The organism is Ruminococcus flavefaciens (assembly GCF_900119075.1).
GTDB lineage: Bacteria > Bacillota > Clostridia > Oscillospirales > Ruminococcaceae > Ruminococcus > Ruminococcus flavefaciens_Q.
This window is the reverse complement of the sequence record NZ_FPIP01000009.1, coordinates 18501-36505: the sequence shown is the minus strand read 5'-3', so window position 1 is coordinate 36505 and position 18005 is coordinate 18501. Positions and strand designations below refer to the sequence as shown.

At 41.1% G+C, this 18005-nt stretch carries 14 protein-coding genes; 5 read left to right on the top strand and 9 right to left on the bottom strand.

The window, feature by feature from the left end:
* Positions 1-381: 381 nt before the first annotated feature.
* Together BT105_RS12020 and BT105_RS12015 are read right to left on the bottom strand one after the other, a co-directional pair.
* The gene (locus BT105_RS12020) at positions 382-4077 is read right to left on the bottom strand and encodes a leucine-rich repeat protein (RefSeq protein ID WP_072300971.1); all 3696 of its coding nucleotides are present in this window, start codon (positions 4075-4077) and stop codon (positions 382-384) included.
* A 456-nt stretch (positions 4078-4533) separates the two neighbouring features.
* A complete protein-coding gene (locus tag BT105_RS12015) occupies positions 4534-6105 on the bottom strand; it encodes a recombinase family protein (RefSeq protein ID WP_072300970.1) in 1572 nt (523 codons plus the stop codon).
* Positions 6106-6443: 338 nt separating this feature from the next.
* On the opposite strand from BT105_RS12015, the gene BT105_RS12010 reads away from it, so the two are divergent.
* On the top strand, positions 6444-7253 hold the full coding sequence (locus BT105_RS12010; protein ID WP_072300969.1) for a hypothetical protein: 810 nt from the start codon (positions 6444-6446) through the stop codon (positions 7251-7253).
* Positions 7254-7372: 119 nt separating this feature from the next.
* On the opposite strand, the gene BT105_RS15105 is transcribed toward BT105_RS12010, so the two are convergent.
* Both BT105_RS15105 and BT105_RS12005 read right to left on the bottom strand, forming a co-directional pair.
* Entirely contained in the window at positions 7373-7546 is a 174-nt protein-coding gene (locus tag BT105_RS15105) for an HAD family hydrolase (protein WP_177243984.1), read from the bottom strand.
* Positions 7547-7605: 59 nt separating this feature from the next.
* The gene (locus tag BT105_RS12005; protein WP_072300968.1) at positions 7606-8049 is read right to left on the bottom strand and encodes a C-GCAxxG-C-C family protein; all 444 of its coding nucleotides are present in this window, start codon (positions 8047-8049) and stop codon (positions 7606-7608) included.
* A gap of 623 nt (positions 8050-8672) precedes the next feature.
* Here BT105_RS12005 and BT105_RS12000 point away from each other — a divergent pair.
* Both BT105_RS12000 and BT105_RS11995 read left to right on the top strand, forming a co-directional pair.
* Positions 8673-10982 carry a glucuronyl esterase domain-containing protein gene (locus tag BT105_RS12000; RefSeq protein WP_072300967.1) on the top strand — a complete coding sequence of 770 codons (2310 nt, stop codon included), beginning with the start codon at positions 8673-8675 and terminating at the stop codon, positions 10980-10982.
* Positions 10983-11251: 269 nt separating this feature from the next.
* Positions 11252-12322, top strand: a complete 1071-nt coding sequence (locus tag BT105_RS11995; RefSeq protein ID WP_072300966.1) for a dockerin type I domain-containing protein — start codon at positions 11252-11254, stop codon at positions 12320-12322.
* 316 nt (positions 12323-12638) lie between these two features.
* Here the strand turns inward: BT105_RS11995 and BT105_RS11990 are convergent, their stop codons facing one another.
* The 5 genes from BT105_RS11990 to BT105_RS11970 all read right to left on the bottom strand — a co-directional run bounded on the left by BT105_RS11990 (position 12639) and on the right by BT105_RS11970 (position 17177).
* Positions 12639-14375: a recombinase family protein gene (locus BT105_RS11990; RefSeq protein ID WP_072300965.1), complete on the bottom strand. Its 1737-nt coding sequence runs from the start codon at positions 14373-14375 to the stop codon at positions 12639-12641.
* Entirely contained in the window at positions 14372-14587 is a 216-nt protein-coding gene (locus tag BT105_RS11985) for a hypothetical protein (protein ID WP_002852562.1), read from the bottom strand. The genes BT105_RS11990 and BT105_RS11985 overlap by 4 nt, the downstream gene beginning before the upstream one ends.
* Before the next feature lie 218 nt (positions 14588-14805).
* Positions 14806-15300: a methylated-DNA--[protein]-cysteine S-methyltransferase gene (locus BT105_RS11980; RefSeq protein ID WP_072300964.1), complete on the bottom strand. Its 495-nt coding sequence runs from the start codon at positions 15298-15300 to the stop codon at positions 14806-14808.
* Between the two features lie 7 nt (positions 15301-15307).
* Positions 15308-15865 (bottom strand): hypothetical protein, encoded by a 558-nt coding sequence (locus tag BT105_RS11975; RefSeq protein WP_072300963.1) that lies wholly within the window; start codon positions 15863-15865, stop codon positions 15308-15310.
* Positions 15866-16502: 637 nt separating this feature from the next.
* Entirely contained in the window at positions 16503-17177 is a 675-nt protein-coding gene (locus BT105_RS11970) for a hypothetical protein (protein WP_072300962.1), read from the bottom strand.
* 214 nt (positions 17178-17391) lie between these two features.
* Between BT105_RS11970 and BT105_RS11965 the strand changes: the two genes are divergently transcribed.
* Both BT105_RS11965 and BT105_RS11960 read left to right on the top strand, forming a co-directional pair.
* Positions 17392-17601: a hypothetical protein gene (locus tag BT105_RS11965; protein WP_072300961.1), complete on the top strand. Its 210-nt coding sequence runs from the start codon at positions 17392-17394 to the stop codon at positions 17599-17601.
* Positions 17602-17614: 13 nt separating this feature from the next.
* On the top strand, positions 17615-17944 hold the full coding sequence (locus BT105_RS11960) for a single-stranded DNA-binding protein (protein ID WP_072300960.1): 330 nt from the start codon (positions 17615-17617) through the stop codon (positions 17942-17944).
* Positions 17945-18005: the final 61 nt, after the last annotated feature.

Genomic DNA, 18005 nt, shown 5'->3' with positions numbered 1-18005 from the left:
TAACGCCTGTACAATATCCTGCGGTCAAAATTTACATTCCTGTAATATTCAATCAATAATTAATACAAAATGCTGTCAAACTATCAACTTATTCTATTTCAATAGCTTTTTAACTATGTTTAAGTTGATTCGCCATGCCCTGCGTCAAGGACGATTATCGGCTTCTCGTTATCAAGGTCTGTCAGTGCTGTCGGCAAAGCGCCGTTCTCTGCCCTTTCGGCGATACGCGATGCTCCGTACAGCGTAAACAGCGCACAGCCGCAAAGCAGAGCTCTGAGGTTTTATCTTGTTCTCCTTTTTTCGATATTTGGTCAGTGAATTATATGAGAAAATCACACTATATATGCCAAAACTCCGACCAACCGGTCGGAGTTTTAAATATTAAGTCAAAGAAGGAATAAGTCCTAAAAGATACTGCTGAATACGAAGCGCATCATTTACAGTAAGACCGTCTCCGTCAGAATCAGCATATCCAAATCCGCTTACAGTAATATGCTTGGGATCCGTACCTTCTATACCATACTTATTTGGATTTGCAAGTGCCTGCATTATCAATACAACGTCTGACATATCTATCTCTCCGTCGCCGTTAGCGTCGCCCTTAACTCCGGGTGCAACGTTATATGTTGTAATTTTAAGAGCATCAGGAGTTCCAAATGCCTTTGTTATGGTATCGTTTATTGCTTCACTTACAAAGATAAACGCCCATTTTTCATTTTCATCAGGTAAATACGAGAATGAAACCACTCCGTCGCCGTTAGCAGTCCGCTGGTCAAAGAACCTTACATTCTCTCTGTCAAGAAGCTCATCAGTAGAACCGTTGACTGTTTTGTCGTCATTTACTGCAATAAATACGCACTCTGAATCTGGTACTACCTGTGTTGTCACTACTGCTGCCGTGGTTGTGGTTGTTTTTACAAAAGTTGAAGTAACTGCAGTTGTTGTTTTTACCGTTGTTATAGGCTTAGGAGTTACAGTATCAGGAGTTTCCGGATCTAAAGGAACAAATTTCAGATTATAACTCGAGTTGTTAATTACATACTTATGAGCTGTTGAATTCATATAACCATATACTACAGTGTTTTCCGGAACAAAAGAAGCGCCTAATATACAATCACGATTGCGAATAACTATTTTTCTTAGCGGTGTGTTATTAAAAGCCCATGTACCGATGTTTTCTACTGTATAAGGCACATAAACCGAAATAACAGATGAACCATTAAATGCGCTCTTTCCGATATTGAGCAATCCTTGATTCAGTTCAATTTCTTCAAGCTTTTTACAATTGGCAAATGCTCTGTCATCAATTAATTCAAGACTTGACGGCATATTTATCTCAGAAAGATTAATGCAACCGTAAAATGCGTCTTTGCCTATTGTTTTAAATAAAGATAACTCAACTTTTTGGATATACTCATTATTATAAGCAAACTTATCTATAATAAATTCACCATTATCGCCATTAAAACATAATTCTTCCACAGGCGATTTTCTTATACTGTTATCTGCAAATTTAAAATTGTTTAAATTGAAACCGTATAAAACCTCCTCATTTGTCTCATCTTCTTTTAACATACAATTTGTTTTCACGCCTGACCCGATTATCGCTTTTTTGATTTCCTTAGTTTTTGATAATTCTTGAAGAATAGTAGCTTTTATATATCCATTTCCTTCAAATCTTACTTCTCCATTCTCATCAATTATATATTTAACTTTTTTGGCTTTTGAATATTTATCAGCTATTTCTTCTGTAAAATAAACATATCTTGAATTAGGTTCAAGTTCATTTTTACTAAAATAATCAACATAAAAATTTGAAAGCGGAACTTTTATCTGTCCATTACTTGTATTCTTTACTATACAACGATTCTCCTTATCAAATTTATCACCTTTAGATAAATCAAATATAAGCACTTTTGATTTAGATGGATCAATTCCACAGTAAAACTCTTTAGGAGTTTCGGGGGCCACGTTATTGATTATAATATCAAACGAATTCGGTTTCTTTAATTTATTATCAAAATACTTTCCTACAGCAACATAACCTTTATTGCCTTTTTCATCCTGAGCCATAACAACTGTCATTTCATCTTTCAATATTTCATCCTTTATCCATGCTTCTGCTTGTCCTTCATCATTTGTTTTGATTATTTGACCTTTATCATCTTCAATGTACATATAGCCTGTATCATCAGTTTTTATAGAAAGCATAGCGTTTTTTGCAGGCTTTCCTTTTGTTCCCTTATCCTCTCCCATATCATATACATTGAGAATTATTCTATGGCTTTTATTCGGACATTCACCTTTATGAACTCCCTCTTCATTTATATAGAATTGAAGAGGGGCAGATTCCCAAATAGGAACATGTATTATCCATTCAACGCCTAAGTCATCTACACCAAATATTTCTATACAAAATACTATATCCAATTCAATAAAAAATGATATTTTTACATCACAACAAGCTTCGCAATCGTGTCGTTCATATGGTTCTTCTTTTGTTATATTAACATTTTCAGAATCTATATGACCAGTTATTTTTTCGCCTTTTGAAACTTCAGAACCACTCTCTATTTCTGCCCTGATTCCTCCTCGAGGTGATATCTTAAAAATAGTAAATATGGCGACATCAAGCTCAAATGACAGATCTATCGCCAATTCTATTGTCACTTTGCCATACATTTTCTTTGTAACAGGATCTGTTATTGAATAATCTATTCCATTTTTAGTGTCACAGTTAAGGTGAAATTCTCTTTCATAGCCTACTACGCCTTCTCCCTGTGCAGTAACCGTAAACTTAGGATAGAAATAAATATTTACAAAACCTGTCAGAAAAACCGGATACCTTGTACCAAATTTTGGAAAGCTCAACAACTCAAAACTAACGCCGATACTGACCTCAACTTCCACTTTTACATCAGCTGTTGCGCTGCAAAATACATCTTTTCCTTTTTCAGCTTCAAAATATAATTCAATATGTCCTTCTTCTTTTAAAGAAACAGTACCATAATCACCTGTAGAATTGCTGTTTATTTCAAAATCGTTTCTATTGTATATGTAATCATCAATTGTAGCGGATAATTCCGATTTAATCGTTGGTAATTTTAATAAATACGGATCATCAGAATCTGAATTCGGTGAAAAAGGCTGTGGTAATTGCTCTCTATGCTCTACCTGCTCCTCATTTGTTGTATCTTTTATATGTTTTTCACCAGTGTATTCATCAGAGTTCACCTTCAAAAATTTAATAAACTCATCAATTTGAACATCTTCATGAGATACAATAGTTTTTTCTCCATCTGACTTTATCTCCTTAACCTTAAACGCTATCATATCAGGAGAACAGGTCACAAATGCTTTATCTCCTTTTTGCAGAGTTGCGATATCAACAGCATTTTCAAATATATAATTTCCGTTCTCATCTTCGCCTATGTAAATATCAGTTGAATCTGTGGGAGTTATTTTATTTACCCCCTCCTGAAGAACAACAAAATTATTATTGTTTTTTTCGTCTAAATTTACAATATCATTTTCTTCAAAATTTTCTGTAGTTTTATTTAGTATTTCCTGCATCTGGAAAGTACACTTATTGTAAACAAATGGATCCGTCAACGGATTAAGGAACTGACTGTCTACCATAAACACCTTTATAAGGAAATAATCCGGAAGAACAGACGGAGCATACACTTCTGCAAAGCCATTGCTGTCTGCCTTCAATTCCTTAGTAACAGAAGTAATAAGCTCTGTACCTTCGTCGTTATAAAAACCAACAAAAAGAGTACAGTCGTTTTTAGCGCGATAACCGACTTCAACAGACTTTACATTCTCATCATACTCAAGCTTATAAATAGCATAGTCAGAATTAAGAATTCCCTGTTTTTTCTCAGCAGACTCACTTATCTCGTCTGAAAGCATTGACCCGAACAATCCTTCGTATTGTATTCCCGAGTCATTTGTTTCTGTTTTCATTTCTATCAAGGAATCAGTTTCTGCATACGAACTAAAACTTGACAATGATAATGCCGACAGCGTCATTATCGAAGACATAAAAAAAGCTATTATTTTTTTGATTTTCATTATTTTCCTCCTATAATTAAATTGATAAAATAATTATAGTATATTGCCCGATACTTGTCAACAATTTTATTACTAATACACACTTTTTTCATTCTTTTGCACTACATACGGAATCTTTCTATCATTGTATTTATTACTTTTTTGAACTATTTTTAAGCTCGTCTGACACATATAAAACAACTAAAGATAAAAAGCTCCCACTCAGGGAGCTTTCAGTGCTAATTATGAACTATGTTTAAGTTGATTCGCCATGTGGCGAATCAACTTAAATCAAGTCGTATTTATGGCTTAAAATAGCCGTTTGTACATATATTATATCACGTATTTTTTATTTGTCAAGAGCAAAAAACCATAGAGCTAAAAACTCTATGGCATTAGTTTTAAAGGACTTCCTTCAAGACTGCACACCCTGATATATACATAAAAAACAACGGTATGCCGCATTACAGCATACCGTTATAATTTCCAGTGAATATGTATCTCGCGCTCGCCGTTCTCACTGCTCTCCCCTATCTCGACATAGTCAATGAATTCGTCGGCGATATTACGGTCAAGCTTGTCAAAATGAGTATACTTTTCTATTATAGACCTCTGTCCTTCGGTATTCCTGATACGTTCACGGCATTCATTTATATGCTTTGCGGTATCGGCTATCCTCGCTGACATCTCATGCTCCTCATCACTGAGATTCTGACGGAACAAGGAGTAATCCTCATCGGAGATAACTCCGTCAAGCTTGTCCTTATACATAGCCAGAAGACGTTTTTCTGCGGAGCTATGACGTTCATTCAGCCTTGCAAGGTCAGCTTCAAGCTGTTTGAGCTGTTCGCTGTAAATATCCCTTAACTGTATCTTATCCGCCTGACAATACTGCTCGACGATACTGTTCAGCTCGTCAAGTATCTTCTTTTCGAGGACAAGTCCGCTTATACTTTTCTTATTTGTACAATTCATAGCTCCTGTCTTGTAGGTTGCGCATTGCAGACCGTAGTACTTAATAGTCTTAGCCTTGTTGTAGTAGACATTGCGCTTCATAGGTCTGCCGCAGACAGCACACTTCACCTTTCCTGACAACGGCGAAAGCTCCTGCGAACGCTTCCCTACTCTGCCATTTGAACGGAGCCGCACCTGTGTCCGCGCCCATGTTTCTGCGTCGATTATAGCTTCATGGGTATTAGGTATCATTATCCAGTCTGCCTGCTCTACCTTTTTGCGCTTCTTGTTCTTGTAGCTGATGTGGTGAGATTTGCCCTGAACGAGAGTGCCTGTATACATCTCATTTGCCAGTATCCTTGCGACAGTGGACTGCGTCCAAAGCCCACGGGAATTACTGGTATCAGCGTTGAGATTGACGTACTTTGAGCCTTTCTGCCGCTTATATTCCGTGGGACTGACGATGCCATCGGAATTAAGCTTCAATACTATCGCTCGGTAACCTGCTCCGCTTATATACATATCGAAGATCTGCCTTACAACAGACGCGGTTTCCTCATCGATGACGAGATGGTGCTTGTCCTCTGCATCAATCATATAACCATATGGAGCAAAAGAGGCTATGAACTGCCCCTGCTCACGCTTATAGGCAAGAGTCCGACGTATCTTCGCGGAGATATCCTTGACATACATTTCGTTGTATGCAGAGGTAAAAAGCCTCATGGTACTGTAGCTCTCGCTGTCAGTATCGGCATTGTCGGCGACTCCAATGAAGCGTATGCCCCACTCAAGGAACTTATCATTGATAAGCTGCTCTATCACCACGGTATCACGGGAAAAACGGGACTGGTCTTTACATAACACTATGTCGATATTACCCTTCTCGCAGTCCCTGAGCATACGGTTAAATTCGGGACGGCTTCGGTCAATGCCGCTGTAGCCATCATCAACATAGATGTCATATATCTCCCAGTCTCGTTCGTGACAGTAGTCGCGAAGCATGGCTTTCTGGTTCTGTATACTTGCACTTGCATCGTTATCTGACTTATCCTTATCCTCTATGGATAAACGACAGTATATAGCCACCTTTGGCATTGACCTCACCTCCTTGTTTCAATAGTTTTGGGTTCAGTTTGTTCTCTTCACCTGACGGTTTACGAGTTTCTCTATCTTCTCTGTGACAGTTTTTTTTAAACGCTCGATATCAGCCGTTTTGAAACTGCTTTTTGTATGTATTTTATCATTCATTTTTATCACCTGCCTTCAAGTGTATTCGAAATAAGCATTATATATGCTTATTATACTTGACCTACTCTGGTAATCAGTATATAATATGTTTAGATGGCAGCGCCCCGAAGGGCGCTTGCCTGTACGGAATCAAGGAATATTGTACTCCGCCTTTAACCTTTTATACATATAAAGGAGTAACAATTATGAAAAAGTCAATTATTATCACACTTGCAGTCACACTTTGCGCACTCACATCATGCGGAAAGGACAATGTCTCTTTCCCCGATGCTGCTACTTCACCAGCCGATAAACCAAACGCAGTAGCTATTTCTGCAGAAATAACAACAGAACTCACCTCTGCTAAACCGTCAGAAACTACTGTCACAAGTGTAACAAATGATACCACTATTGTCTCTGCTGAGACAAATAACAAAGAAGCTCAGGTAACAGACACAAATACTGCTCAGCTTGAAAACGGAACTGCTGAGAATAATACATTTTCCGCAGGAATATCCAACGGGAACGTCTATACCTCAGAATTTGCAGGCATAAAGATTACTATACCCGAAAATGTTCATTTCCTGAACAGTGACGATCTTAATACTCACTATATCATGCCCACAAGATTCATGAGCGAAGTAGAAAAAGAGACCTACTTCACAGGCACACTGGACGCTTCTGCCTGCTATGGCGAGGATATGGAAAATGTAAAGTATGTCGATGTATGGTTCTTTAACACAAAACTCAGATACCCAGATGCCCCCGATATTACCGCAGCAGAATTCATGCAGCGCAATGAGCTGAGCTTCTCGCCTGATATTGAGGCAACTGATATAAGTGCTCCCGAAACTGTTGAACTCTGCGGCAAGAGCTACATCAAAGCAAGCTACACCGTTTTTGATCAGAATCACATAAACTATGTCAGAAGAATTAATGATGATTACATAATGTCGATCAGAGTATCAGGCTTTACCCCTGAAGATTTTGAAAGCAGACTTGAAGCTGCAAACTGATAACTTCAGTTTTTTACAACACTCCAAATAACTGCAATAAATACTGTAAAAGCAAATAAAACAAGCTCACATAAAATATGAAGGCGGCTCTAAAGCCGCCTTCATTCTATTTCACTAAATTATTTTATTCTGGTGAGCCTGCCTTTTTTTACTATAAATACCCTGTCGGAAATTTCCATAAGTGCCTTGTCATTATAGGAATCGGTGTAGAAGCATTCTATTCGTTTATCCCCATATAATGCCTTATACCCTTTGACCTTGTTTTCACCGAAATTGAGATATCTGACCTTCATTTTTACCTCCGTGAACGGATAGCCGCGGTAAGCTTTCAAAGCCGGACATACCGCAAGAATCACTTATCTTCTTCCAGCATTTCAGCTGTTATCTCTGCTGCAGTGCGTACCATTTCGGTGCAGTATTTTACGTACAGTCCATTTGCCCTCGCAAAATTTCTGCCTTCATCGGTAGAAATATCACAGCCGAGTATCTCACGGCAGATATATGAACCATTACGTTTCTTGAACCTCTCAAGTAACTGCAACGCCTTTTCGCTCTCGGCAGCACGGCTTTCAAGGTCATCAATATCGTACTGCCCATACTTCATACCGAGAACCATAAGTGCCCCCGTGCAGGCACCGCAGACCTCCGCCTTGCTCATTCCGCCGCCAAAACAGGCACCGATCTGCAAAGCCTGTTTTTCGCTGATGCCGAACTCCTCCGAAAAAGCGGCAAATACTGCCTGTGAACACTTAAATCCTTTACCGAACAGCTCCACTGCTTTTGAAACGTTATCCATAATGTTATCCTCCCGAATTACGAGTAAATTTCCTATTTCATAAATATTGATGTACCAATAAAATCTTGGATATGATACTTGACAAAATTGAGTTTACGTTTATTATAGTACACATATTCCTATTTGCCAATATGTTTTTTAATTCAGCCTGTCAGATTATGTTGATCAAATACATTATCTTCTTAATTGATATTATCCACCCAATGTGTATTAATTAAATTAAGTGCACTGATAGTCAGTATTTTTTCAGAAGTTACGAGCAGTTAAGAAATAAATATAACTATGCCCAATCCGACCCGAAAATGATATTGTTAGCACGATTTGAATATGGATTTTTTGTTACAAATCCAGCTTATGCAGTAACAATTTTGATATATTTTTGCATATAACATCAATATATTACCTTTTTATCGCCAATTATTGCTGCTTGTTGACCAAAAATTGCTCTTTTGTTCACAAACTCTTTACAATTTGCGGTTGATTAGTGTATATTGTTGTCAAAGGCAATTCACAATTATGTTATATTTTGTATAATAAAATTATGCATTCTGCCTTGATAAAAACAAAAGGCGGGGAAACAAAAAGCACACATTCATTTAATTAATTTTATTTGGGAGGTACTTATGAAAAAGCACTTTATTGTCGGGGAAACAATAAAACGTTTTCTCAGAATCGGCACATCTCTTGCACTTTCGATTTCTACACTAAGCCTGCTTCCCCCTGCACCGAGGCAGAGTTCAGCAGCCGACACCATCAAGATCATGCCTCTGGGCGATTCTATCACATACGGTATGGCTGACGAGGGCGGCTACAGAAAGTATCTCAGCTGCTTTCTGCAGCAAAAGGGCTACACAAATGTTGATCTCGTAGGACCTGAGGGAAAGGACAGCGCTTCCTTCAATTACAACGGTCAGAGTGTCAAGTACGACGACAATCACGCAGGATACAGCGGCTATACCATAACCAACCTGCCGGGCGGCTGGTTCGGTCAGCTCAACGGTATCCTTGAGACAATGCAGGGCGGAGATTATATAAAAAAGTACTCTCCCGATATAATACTTCTTCAGATAGGTACAAACGATGTTTCAAACGGTCATCTTGACGGCTCTGAGGAACGTCTGCACAAGCTCCTCGACTATCTTAGAGAAAATATGCCGTCAGACGGAAAGATTTTCCTGACTACTATCCCCGACTTAGGCAATTCAGGCTGGGGCGGCAATTCAAACGGCGATATTGCAAAATACAATGAGCTCATAAAAAAAGTTGCAAATGACTACAGCAGCAAAAACGTTATTTACGCCGATATCCACAGCGTAATAGATGCTTCAAAGGACCTTGCGGACGGAGTTCACCCCAACGCAGGCGGCTATGAGAAGATGGGCAAATACTGGCTCGAACAGATCGAGGGCTATTTAAAAGCCTCTGATGATCAGCAGCAGACACAGCCAGCTCAGCCTGCAACGCAGGGTAACAGCAGTCCAGAGTTTATTTACGGAGACCTCAACGGCGATAAGATGATATCTTCCTTTGATGAAGTTATCATGCGAAAGGGACTCATAAACGGCTTCCAGGATAATAACATAAAGAAAGCCGCTGACATAGATCAGAATGGCAAGGCAGAAGTAGCAGACCTTGTCCAGCTCCGGAGCTTTATAATCGGTAAGATAAAAGAGTTCACCGTGGCCGAAAAAACTGTCACAGAAAAGCCTGTTTTTGAAAAGAGCTACAACTTCCCCGCTGTAAATCAGCTGAAAAGCTCAAAGGATATTCCCGATCCTTTCATATTTATGGACGGTTCAAAGGTAGAATCCACCGACGACTGGTGGAAGCGTCAGAGCGAGATCAGCTGTATGTATGAGTATTATATGTACGGCAAATGGATAGACGGCTCCGATGATGAAACTACCTATAGCATAAGCGGAAACACCATGACTGTCAACGTTAAGCGCAAGAGCACAGGCAAGACAGCTTCATTCAAGGCAGTTATAAATCTTCCTAAGAATGTCCGCCATGAGGGCGGAGCTCCTGTTATCCTTGGTATGCACAAGGGTATTTCTGAAAGCACCGCTACTTCAAACGGCTATGCAGTTATAACCTACGACAGTGACGGAATGTTCAGCGCTCCGGGAACTGCACAGGATAACAACCAGCACAAGGGTGCTTTCTATGATCTCTATCCTTACGGTAACAGCTGGGATCAGCAGACAGGCGATCTTATGGCATGGTCATGGGGAATCAGCAGAATACTCGACGCTCTTTACAATGGAGCAGCAAAGGAGCTGAACATCAATCCTGACAGCTCTATCGTTACAGGAGTTTCAAGATACGGCAAGGCAGCTTCTGTATGCGGAGCATTCGATACACGTATCAAGATGTGTGCTCCCTCATGCTCGGGTGCAGGCGGTCTGGCACTGTATCGCTACAGCTCAGTGGGAAAGACCTATGACTTCTCCAGCAAGGGCGGTTCTTCATCTTATACATATAAGGAAAACGAGCCTCTCGGAAGCCTACAGGCTTCGGGCGAGCAGGGCTGGTTCAACGGAAGATTCATGGAGTTCAAAAACGCCGAGCAGTTCCCGATGGATCAGCATATGCTGGGCTCTCTCTGCTGTGATCCTGACAGGTATCTGTTTATAATCGGCTCATGCGAAAGCGAGGACTGGGTAAATGCTCCGTCAGTATGGATGGCTTACCTCGGTATGAAGCACGTGTGGGATTATGTTGGGCTCAGCGATCATCTTGCTATAAATATCCATAAATCAGGTCACGCAGTCATAGCAGAAGACGTCGAGAAAATGGTACAGTATTTCGACTATCATGTATACGGAATACAGCCGAAAATGAACCTTGAAGAGCTTCAGACCTCTGTATTTGCTCTTCCAAAGAATAAAGACTCATTTGCAGATACATTTGCTTCAAAGTGGCTTTACTGATCCATACACATCAATAGCTGATGTTATAATTCTTTTCCGATGTTGATCTGTGCAGTGCATCTGCACATAGCACTGCACAGATTGATATAATTTCTAAAATAAATTGTAAGGGACAAATCAGAACAGAAAAACGTATTTTAGCATTACAACAAGGCAGTCCGTTGGATTGCCTTATTCTATGCATATATTCTTCCAAGAAAGGTATTGACACATTGCAGAAATTATGATAATCTGTTATTACTGAATTGCCGTGTAACAGGAGGTCCATTATGAAAAATAGACTTTTGACTCGCTTTATATCATTAATAACAAGTCTTGCACTGGTCTTATCGCTTTATTATTGCTTTCCCGACAGCATCATAAAAGCAAATTCAACAGATCTCACCGAAGCAGAAAGTGTCGCTGATACGTCTGATACGATATCAGATAATCCCTTTGACAAACAGGACGACATGGAAGTCCCCTACGACAGAACTCGCTGGGTACAGCCGAAGGATTGGAATACTCCGAAGATAGATCCCAGGGATTATGATGGCGGCATTATGCTCTATTTCGATAAGATAGGACTTGACCCCGAATATGCAAAGGGCAAGGTCCAGCGAGTTTATTTCAGTATTACAGGCGCAACGGAACCGGTCAGCTACATCAAGTTCCACGTTTTTTATGACACTCGTCTGACTGTCAAAGAAAACTCAGCAGGTAAGTTCATAACACCAGGCAAAGGATTAAACGGCTTCACTACAGGCTCGGCAAAGATCGAAGACGGACAGCTGGCATTCTATGCATATGCCGAGGATACTCTGCTGAATCACAGCTGTTTATTCACCATTGATTTTATAGTTCCCGAAAATGCTGAGCAGGGTGAAGTCTATCCCATAGGCTTGGCGTATACAGACGACGGCATAGTAGCTGATACCTTTATAAACAGTCATAAGGACGAGGCAGGAAAACTTCAGATGACCTATGTATTCACTAAGGGTATATACAACGGCTACATCAGGATACTCGGCGAGAAAAAAACTACGACAACAACGCCAACCACTACAACTACTGTCACAACAAAGGCTAACCCTGATGAAACTACTGAGTATAAGCTTGGCGACGTAAATAATGACAGGGTGATAAATGCGGTTGACGCTTCTGAGGTCCTGACATACTACGCCATGACCTCCACCAATAAGAATGGCGACCTCGATGCGAATCAGAAGCTTGCCGCAGACGTTGACCGCAACGGCAGTATCAATGCTGTGGACGCTTCCAATATTCTTTCGTACTACGCATATGTATCGACTACAAAAGAAACTCCGATGTCAATGGAAGAATTCATTAAAAAGAAATAAGAAAAAACTAATTTGACGACCGCCCTTCATGGGCGGTTATGCTTTATGTATTTACATTATATCGGTACAGACCTAATTCGTAATAAGAGCCTTGCCCCGTTTGGGGCAGGGCTTACTTTTATGCTTCAACTATCATAAGAAAAAAGTCCACACATTTCGACTGTGAGAGCCTTATTGTATTTATTCAGATAAACACATTAACGTGAATATCACGCCAACTTAGTATCCTACGCTTCGTAGACTTTGCGTAAAGGTATTCTTTAGCATCGTCCAGATTCAGCGTAAAATAGCCAATCTGAGTATATTTCCGAATTACTTATTTTCGCTGATTGCAGCCTGAGCAGCCCTCCACCAACGCAGGCGCATAAGATGCCCCGAAAAGCTCGATTTTATGGGCTTTTTTGTTGCCATCCACATTGCACGTTTTCGGAGTTTTGTCATCGTCCGAGAAGTGCAGATACCAATCGAAGGAGTTCTCATTCACCACTATTTTTTCTACAAATGCTTCGATAACTGCCTCGGGTATATCCTCATCGGAGTCAAAATTAGTGTACCGTTCAAGAGCATATCTCAACAGAGTGATACGCTCGTTGTAGTCGGGAACATCACTTGTCTCTGTGACTTTCTCCGTGGGCGAAAGCTCGCATATCTGCTCCTGCAAAGAAGCTATCTGCGCATCGACTTCTGACTTCATGTTCATGAACTGCTCTTTGGTTATCTCATCGTCAGCCCTCATGGAAATGAGTTTGTTCAGACGCTTTTCCAGCTTGTCAAGTTCTGCCTTTTTCTGTGCGATGAGTTCGGTATTATCCTCAACGACCTCTTCATCGTCGATATGCTTTTCAAGCATCTCCTCGGCGATATCAAGTATCCTGTCAGTGTTCCTCAGAAACTCACGGAACAGGTTCTTCGCCATGAAATGTAACTTCCAACCCGGTATCATCTGCGAGGTGCAGATACCGTCCGTGGGCAGTCCCTTTTTCAGCCTTGTCCGTATAGTGCCGTTGCGTATCTGCGAGTAGCACATATACCCGTACTGCGTACCCTTTGATGTGGTGTGCCATACCTTGCGGTTGAATGTGCATCCGCAGGAGCATACCAACAGCCTGCACCATACGTCCGAAACGGGCTTCTTGCCCTTTTCCTTGCGTCCTGTCTTATTGGCAGGATTTTTCAGCCTTTTACTTTCCATTATCTCTTGCACACTGTTGAATTCCTCCAGCGTAACGATAGGTTCGTGTCTGCCATCAACTCGCAGACGATCTATCTCACCGAAATTGTTGATCTTCTTCTGTTCAAGAAAGTCGGGAGTGAACTGCTTGTGGTACTCCAGTATGCCTGCGTAGAACGGGTTCTTGAGTATCTTGCTGATGTTGGATTCGTACCACCTGGTCTTGCCCATAGCAGTGAGTACACCCTCTTTTTCAAGCTCAAACTGTATCTGCCTGACGCCCATACCGTCCAGATACCAGTCGTATATCTTCCGCACCGTCTTAGCCTGTTCGGGATCAATAACAAGTTCTTTCCCGACCCTGTTGTACCCGAGGATATTTCCGTTGCCGTAATATACGCCGTTCTCCATAGATGTCTGCTGTCCGCTTTTCACACGGATAGAAGTCTTTCGGCTCTCGTCCTGTGCAAGCGTTGCCATTATGGTCAGACGAAGCTCACCGTCACCGTCAAAAGTCCTGATGTTGTCGTTGATGAAGAACACCTCCACACCCAGCCTTTTCAGGTCACGGGTGTATTGCAGAGTGTCCACCGTGTTTCGTGCAAAACGTGAAACCTCACGTGTCAGTATCAGATTGAAGTCGCCGTTCTTTGCATCGTTTAGCATCTGCATGAACTGCGGACGTTTCTTCGCCGATGTTCCCGTGATACCCTCGTCAACATAACTGCGCACAAGCGTCCATTCGGGATGCTGTTCCAATAGCGGCTTGTACCAGTCCAGCTGATTTTCCAGAGCCGAAAGCTGAGCCTCATGCTCGGTGGAAACTCTTGCGTAGATGACCACATTCTTCGGCACAGCCACAGCATTATATCCGTACATCATACCGCCTCCTTATCTTCTGCGTTTGGTATAGTATAGCGCGCATCAGCAACCTTGTCAAGGCCTTTGCCGTAATACTCGTTGCAGATATTGCGGTAAACGTGTTTGGGTATCTCACCCTGTTCGTACAGAAGTCCGATGAGCTTCAGTGCTGCCCCGATCTCCTGTTTGGTTGCGTTCTGTGTGACATTCTTTTTATTTTTCTCAGATGTCATTTTGTCACTCCATAGCAGGTACTTCCCCTGCTTTCTATCTTTTATATTTCTGTTTTTCTGCCGAACTCCATCGGCTGATAATATTATAGCGCACAACAATAGTAAAATTCCAGATTCATTGCGCACGAACTTTAGGTCGAATTTCAGTTTTCCCCGGTGTAATTTGCACTGGAAAAATGAAAAAGCATCAAGTATAGCCCTTGATGCTTGAATAGTTTTTATAATGCTTTCTCCAGTTTCAGCAGCTCTATCTTCTTGTTAAGACCACCTGCGTATCCAGTCAAACTTCCGTCTGCGCCGACCACTCTGTGACACGGGATAATAATCGAGACAGGATTATGTCCCACAGCACTGCCTACTGCCTGGGCGGACATACGCTCCACACCATTTTGCTTTGCGATGATATTTGCTATCTCGCCATAGGTCATGGTTTGTCCGTAGGGTATCGTGAGCAGTATATCATAGACTGCCTTACGGAACGGCGTTGTGTTCAAGTATATAGACGGTGTGAAGTCGGGAATGTTGCCGCTGAAATATATGTCGAGCCAGTTGCAGGTCCGAGTGAATATCGGCAGCTCCGCTTCGGTGCTTTCAGATATGTACTTATGGGAAAAGTGTTTCTGCCCGTCGAACCATAAGCCTGTGAGTGATTCGCCGTTGCTGGCGAGTGTGATAATACCGAGCGGAGAAGTGTAATTATAAATATATGTCATATGCTATTTATTCTACTTCAAATACATAAAGAGGATATAAGTAATCTTCATTTTTATCGTCTGTTATCCAGTACATTCCTTCTTCAATCCAGTTACATACATATATCTTTCCGAATGTCAAAGGAAACAGAGAATTATTACCGATGTATCGTAATTTTCGATTGTTCAGATACTGATTTTTATCACTTTGAAAAGTGTATCGCCTGCCGCAACCATAGCATACAAATGTTACAATGGTAGTCAGAGGTTCATCGCTATAAACATGAATCGCATTTGAGTGGCAGAACAAGCATTCACCTGGATCACCATACTGTAAATAGTGCCGCATACTTTTTATCCACGGATCACGTTCTCTCCTCATTTGAAACCAAGCCGCAGTCGCATTCTCATTTGGCTCAAAACCGATTCCATTTGCACACTCTCTTCTAAATTCAAACAAGTAATTTTCATAAGCATGATTTCCATTTGGATAAGCATCGCAAGTAGGTAACCAACCATCTTTTAATTCAGAATGACGATGCTTGCAAAAATAGCTGCAATATTCAACACTGATGGATTTACTCATATGCTCACCTGCTTTTAAGCTTTTCCATATTATATCACATTACCTCTGATAAGGCAATATCTGCATTGAAAAACTTGCCACAAAAGATAACCAAGCTTTCCCAGCAAGCTCGGTATCTCCGCATTACAATTTTGGAAAATTGAATGCTGCGATACATAGCTTGCAAGAGGTTTCCCCCCCTTGGAACCCGAACATCAAAAAGAAAAAAACGACCGAGCTAAACAGTCCAGAAGAAAACAAAAATTTAATCTCAGATTCACACCCAGCAAGCTCGGTGTATTGTGTCCACAAGAACTGTGAAAACAATACACGATGCTTGCTGAGGGAAACTTCCCCATACCCCTGAGTAAACAAGAGCAAAAAATTAGAACAATCAGTCAGAAACAGTCAGAAAAAATATGATGCCTACAAGGCCAAAAATCACACCCAGCAAGCTCTGCACATTGTAATACAGAAACCTGTGAGAACAATGTGTGGGAAGTGCTTGTGACTGTCCCAATTCTTCCTTTAACAAGAACGAAAAAAGGACAGGAAAAAGCAATTCCTGTCCCTGATTGATCTTTTTCTATTGTCACTGAAATATTGTCCCCTTAAACCGTTTGCTGATAGCTGTCAGAGCACCCGATTTCCTGCGCTATCAATCAATATGGATCTCAGTTAACAGTTTACAATCTTTCGGCAACGTATCACTAACATCAATTATATCTCCGAGCCATTCTCCGATATCACATCTTCTGCCGCCGTATGCCATAAGAACAGGAAGCGGATCTGCATGATCTAATTTGCTGTTATCACTCAGAAGGATCTTTGTTCCTTCATGCGAATAGCATACCTTCTTCGTGTGGTTGATGATATACTTGAACGATTTGCCGTTTCTGAGAAATAAACCTCTGTATGGATCGTTGATATCTACACCATAAACATTTGGACTGATCGGAGGATCTGATCTCACAACATTGAGATAAAAAGCTATTTCATCACGGACAGATTCTTCCGCTGACTTGAAAAGACCACTTACATTCCGGTATGTTTCATAAACATTGTCGAACAAGTAGCCTGAAATGTCGCTTTCTGCCTGATGTTTTACCAGAATATCAAGCACCTCATTTGACACTTCATCAAGAGCGTGGCATTCGTCTCCGAGGAATACCAGACGGTCGCCTTTCCACTCAGCCGAGAGGAGTTCCCACAGGGCACGAAGCAAAGCATTGTCTGCATTCATTGACTCATGGAGTTTGTTCCCAAGATCAAAATCAGCAGGACATAAGTATTCTTTCTTATCGACATTCACCCAGCAGTAATATTGTCCCATAGCATTTCACCTCACAATCAATGTGCTGTAGTTTATAATATAATATCACATAGCGGGGAAAAAGTCAATCGCCATTACAGCGCATTGCACTGGGAAAAATCCACATTTTGCTGCGCATTTCACAAGAATTATTACAATCCTTCCACAACGCTGGACTCCGGTAGTTTTATCGGATATAATGGATTCAAAATAATACTTCTGGAGGTACACAGCTATGTTGAAAACACCTGAATTGGCAATGCCGATAACAAACGAAGTCACTACTGTCTGCAATGGTAAGCGTGAGGTCTGGACAAACTATGAGGAAGCGAAGACGTATTTTCTTGGACTAATGATGTCTACTGACGGCGAGGAACATGAACGTGCCGAGTGCGTTTATATTCAGCTTATGCACGGACTTGATGAGTGTTCAGATGAGGACTGAAAGGAGCTTTGATATGCTGAATAGAATTATGATGACAGGACGTATCACTACCGATTTGAACATTCTAACCGAGGAGGATTACAGCTACTGCAAATTCAGCATCGCAGTAGACCAGCCAAAACGCAACAGTGTTGATACGGTCGAGACAGATATATTCACCTGCCTCGCCTTTGACGAAAATGCTAAGTCGGTTAGTTTCCTTTACTCAAAGGGCGGACAGATAACCTTTGTTGGTTCGCTCAGGAAAGCTCCTGATAATACCGCTGTTATCATCGTTGAGGAACTGCACTTTCAAAACAAGTTTGCTATCAAGGTAGACGTTGATTCAGGGCAGCTTTTCTGACGAAACAGACGATCTACTAACATATAGCTGAAACAAGGCTCTCAGAGTGTTCTGGGGGCCT

What these genes read in the sequence shown, in the direction of transcription:
- BT105_RS11995 (WP_072300966.1), top strand. Translation starts at nt 11,252, where the DNA reads ATGAAAAATAGACTTTTGACTCGCTTTATATCATTAATAACAAGTCTT.
- BT105_RS11960 (WP_072300960.1), top strand. Translation starts at nt 17,615, where the DNA reads ATGCTGAATAGAATTATGATGACAGGACGTATCACTACCGATTTGAAC.
- BT105_RS12015 (WP_072300970.1), bottom strand. Translation starts at nt 6,105, where the DNA reads ATGCCAAAGGTGGCTATATACTGTCGTTTATCCATAGAGGATAAGGAT.
- BT105_RS11985 (WP_002852562.1), bottom strand. Translation starts at nt 14,587, where the DNA reads ATGACATCTGAGAAAAATAAAAAGAATGTCACACAGAACGCAACCAAA.
- BT105_RS11965 (WP_072300961.1), top strand. Translation starts at nt 17,392, where the DNA reads ATGTTGAAAACACCTGAATTGGCAATGCCGATAACAAACGAAGTCACT.
- BT105_RS12005 (WP_072300968.1), bottom strand. Translation starts at nt 8,049, where the DNA reads ATGGATAACGTTTCAAAAGCAGTGGAGCTGTTCGGTAAAGGATTTAAG.
- BT105_RS12010 (WP_072300969.1), top strand. Translation starts at nt 6,444, where the DNA reads ATGAAAAAGTCAATTATTATCACACTTGCAGTCACACTTTGCGCACTC.
- BT105_RS11980 (WP_072300964.1), bottom strand. Translation starts at nt 15,300, where the DNA reads ATGACATATATTTATAATTACACTTCTCCGCTCGGTATTATCACACTC.
- BT105_RS12020 (WP_072300971.1), bottom strand. Translation starts at nt 4,077, where the DNA reads ATGAAAATCAAAAAAATAATAGCTTTTTTTATGTCTTCGATAATGACG.
- BT105_RS11970 (WP_072300962.1), bottom strand. Translation starts at nt 17,177, where the DNA reads ATGGGACAATATTACTGCTGGGTGAATGTCGATAAGAAAGAATACTTA.
- BT105_RS11975 (WP_072300963.1), bottom strand. Translation starts at nt 15,865, where the DNA reads ATGAGTAAATCCATCAGTGTTGAATATTGCAGCTATTTTTGCAAGCAT.
- BT105_RS11990 (WP_072300965.1), bottom strand. Translation starts at nt 14,375, where the DNA reads ATGATGTACGGATATAATGCTGTGGCTGTGCCGAAGAATGTGGTCATC.
- BT105_RS15105 (WP_177243984.1), bottom strand. Translation starts at nt 7,546, where the DNA reads ATGAAGGTCAGATATCTCAATTTCGGTGAAAACAAGGTCAAAGGGTAT.
- BT105_RS12000 (WP_072300967.1), top strand. Translation starts at nt 8,673, where the DNA reads ATGAAAAAGCACTTTATTGTCGGGGAAACAATAAAACGTTTTCTCAGA.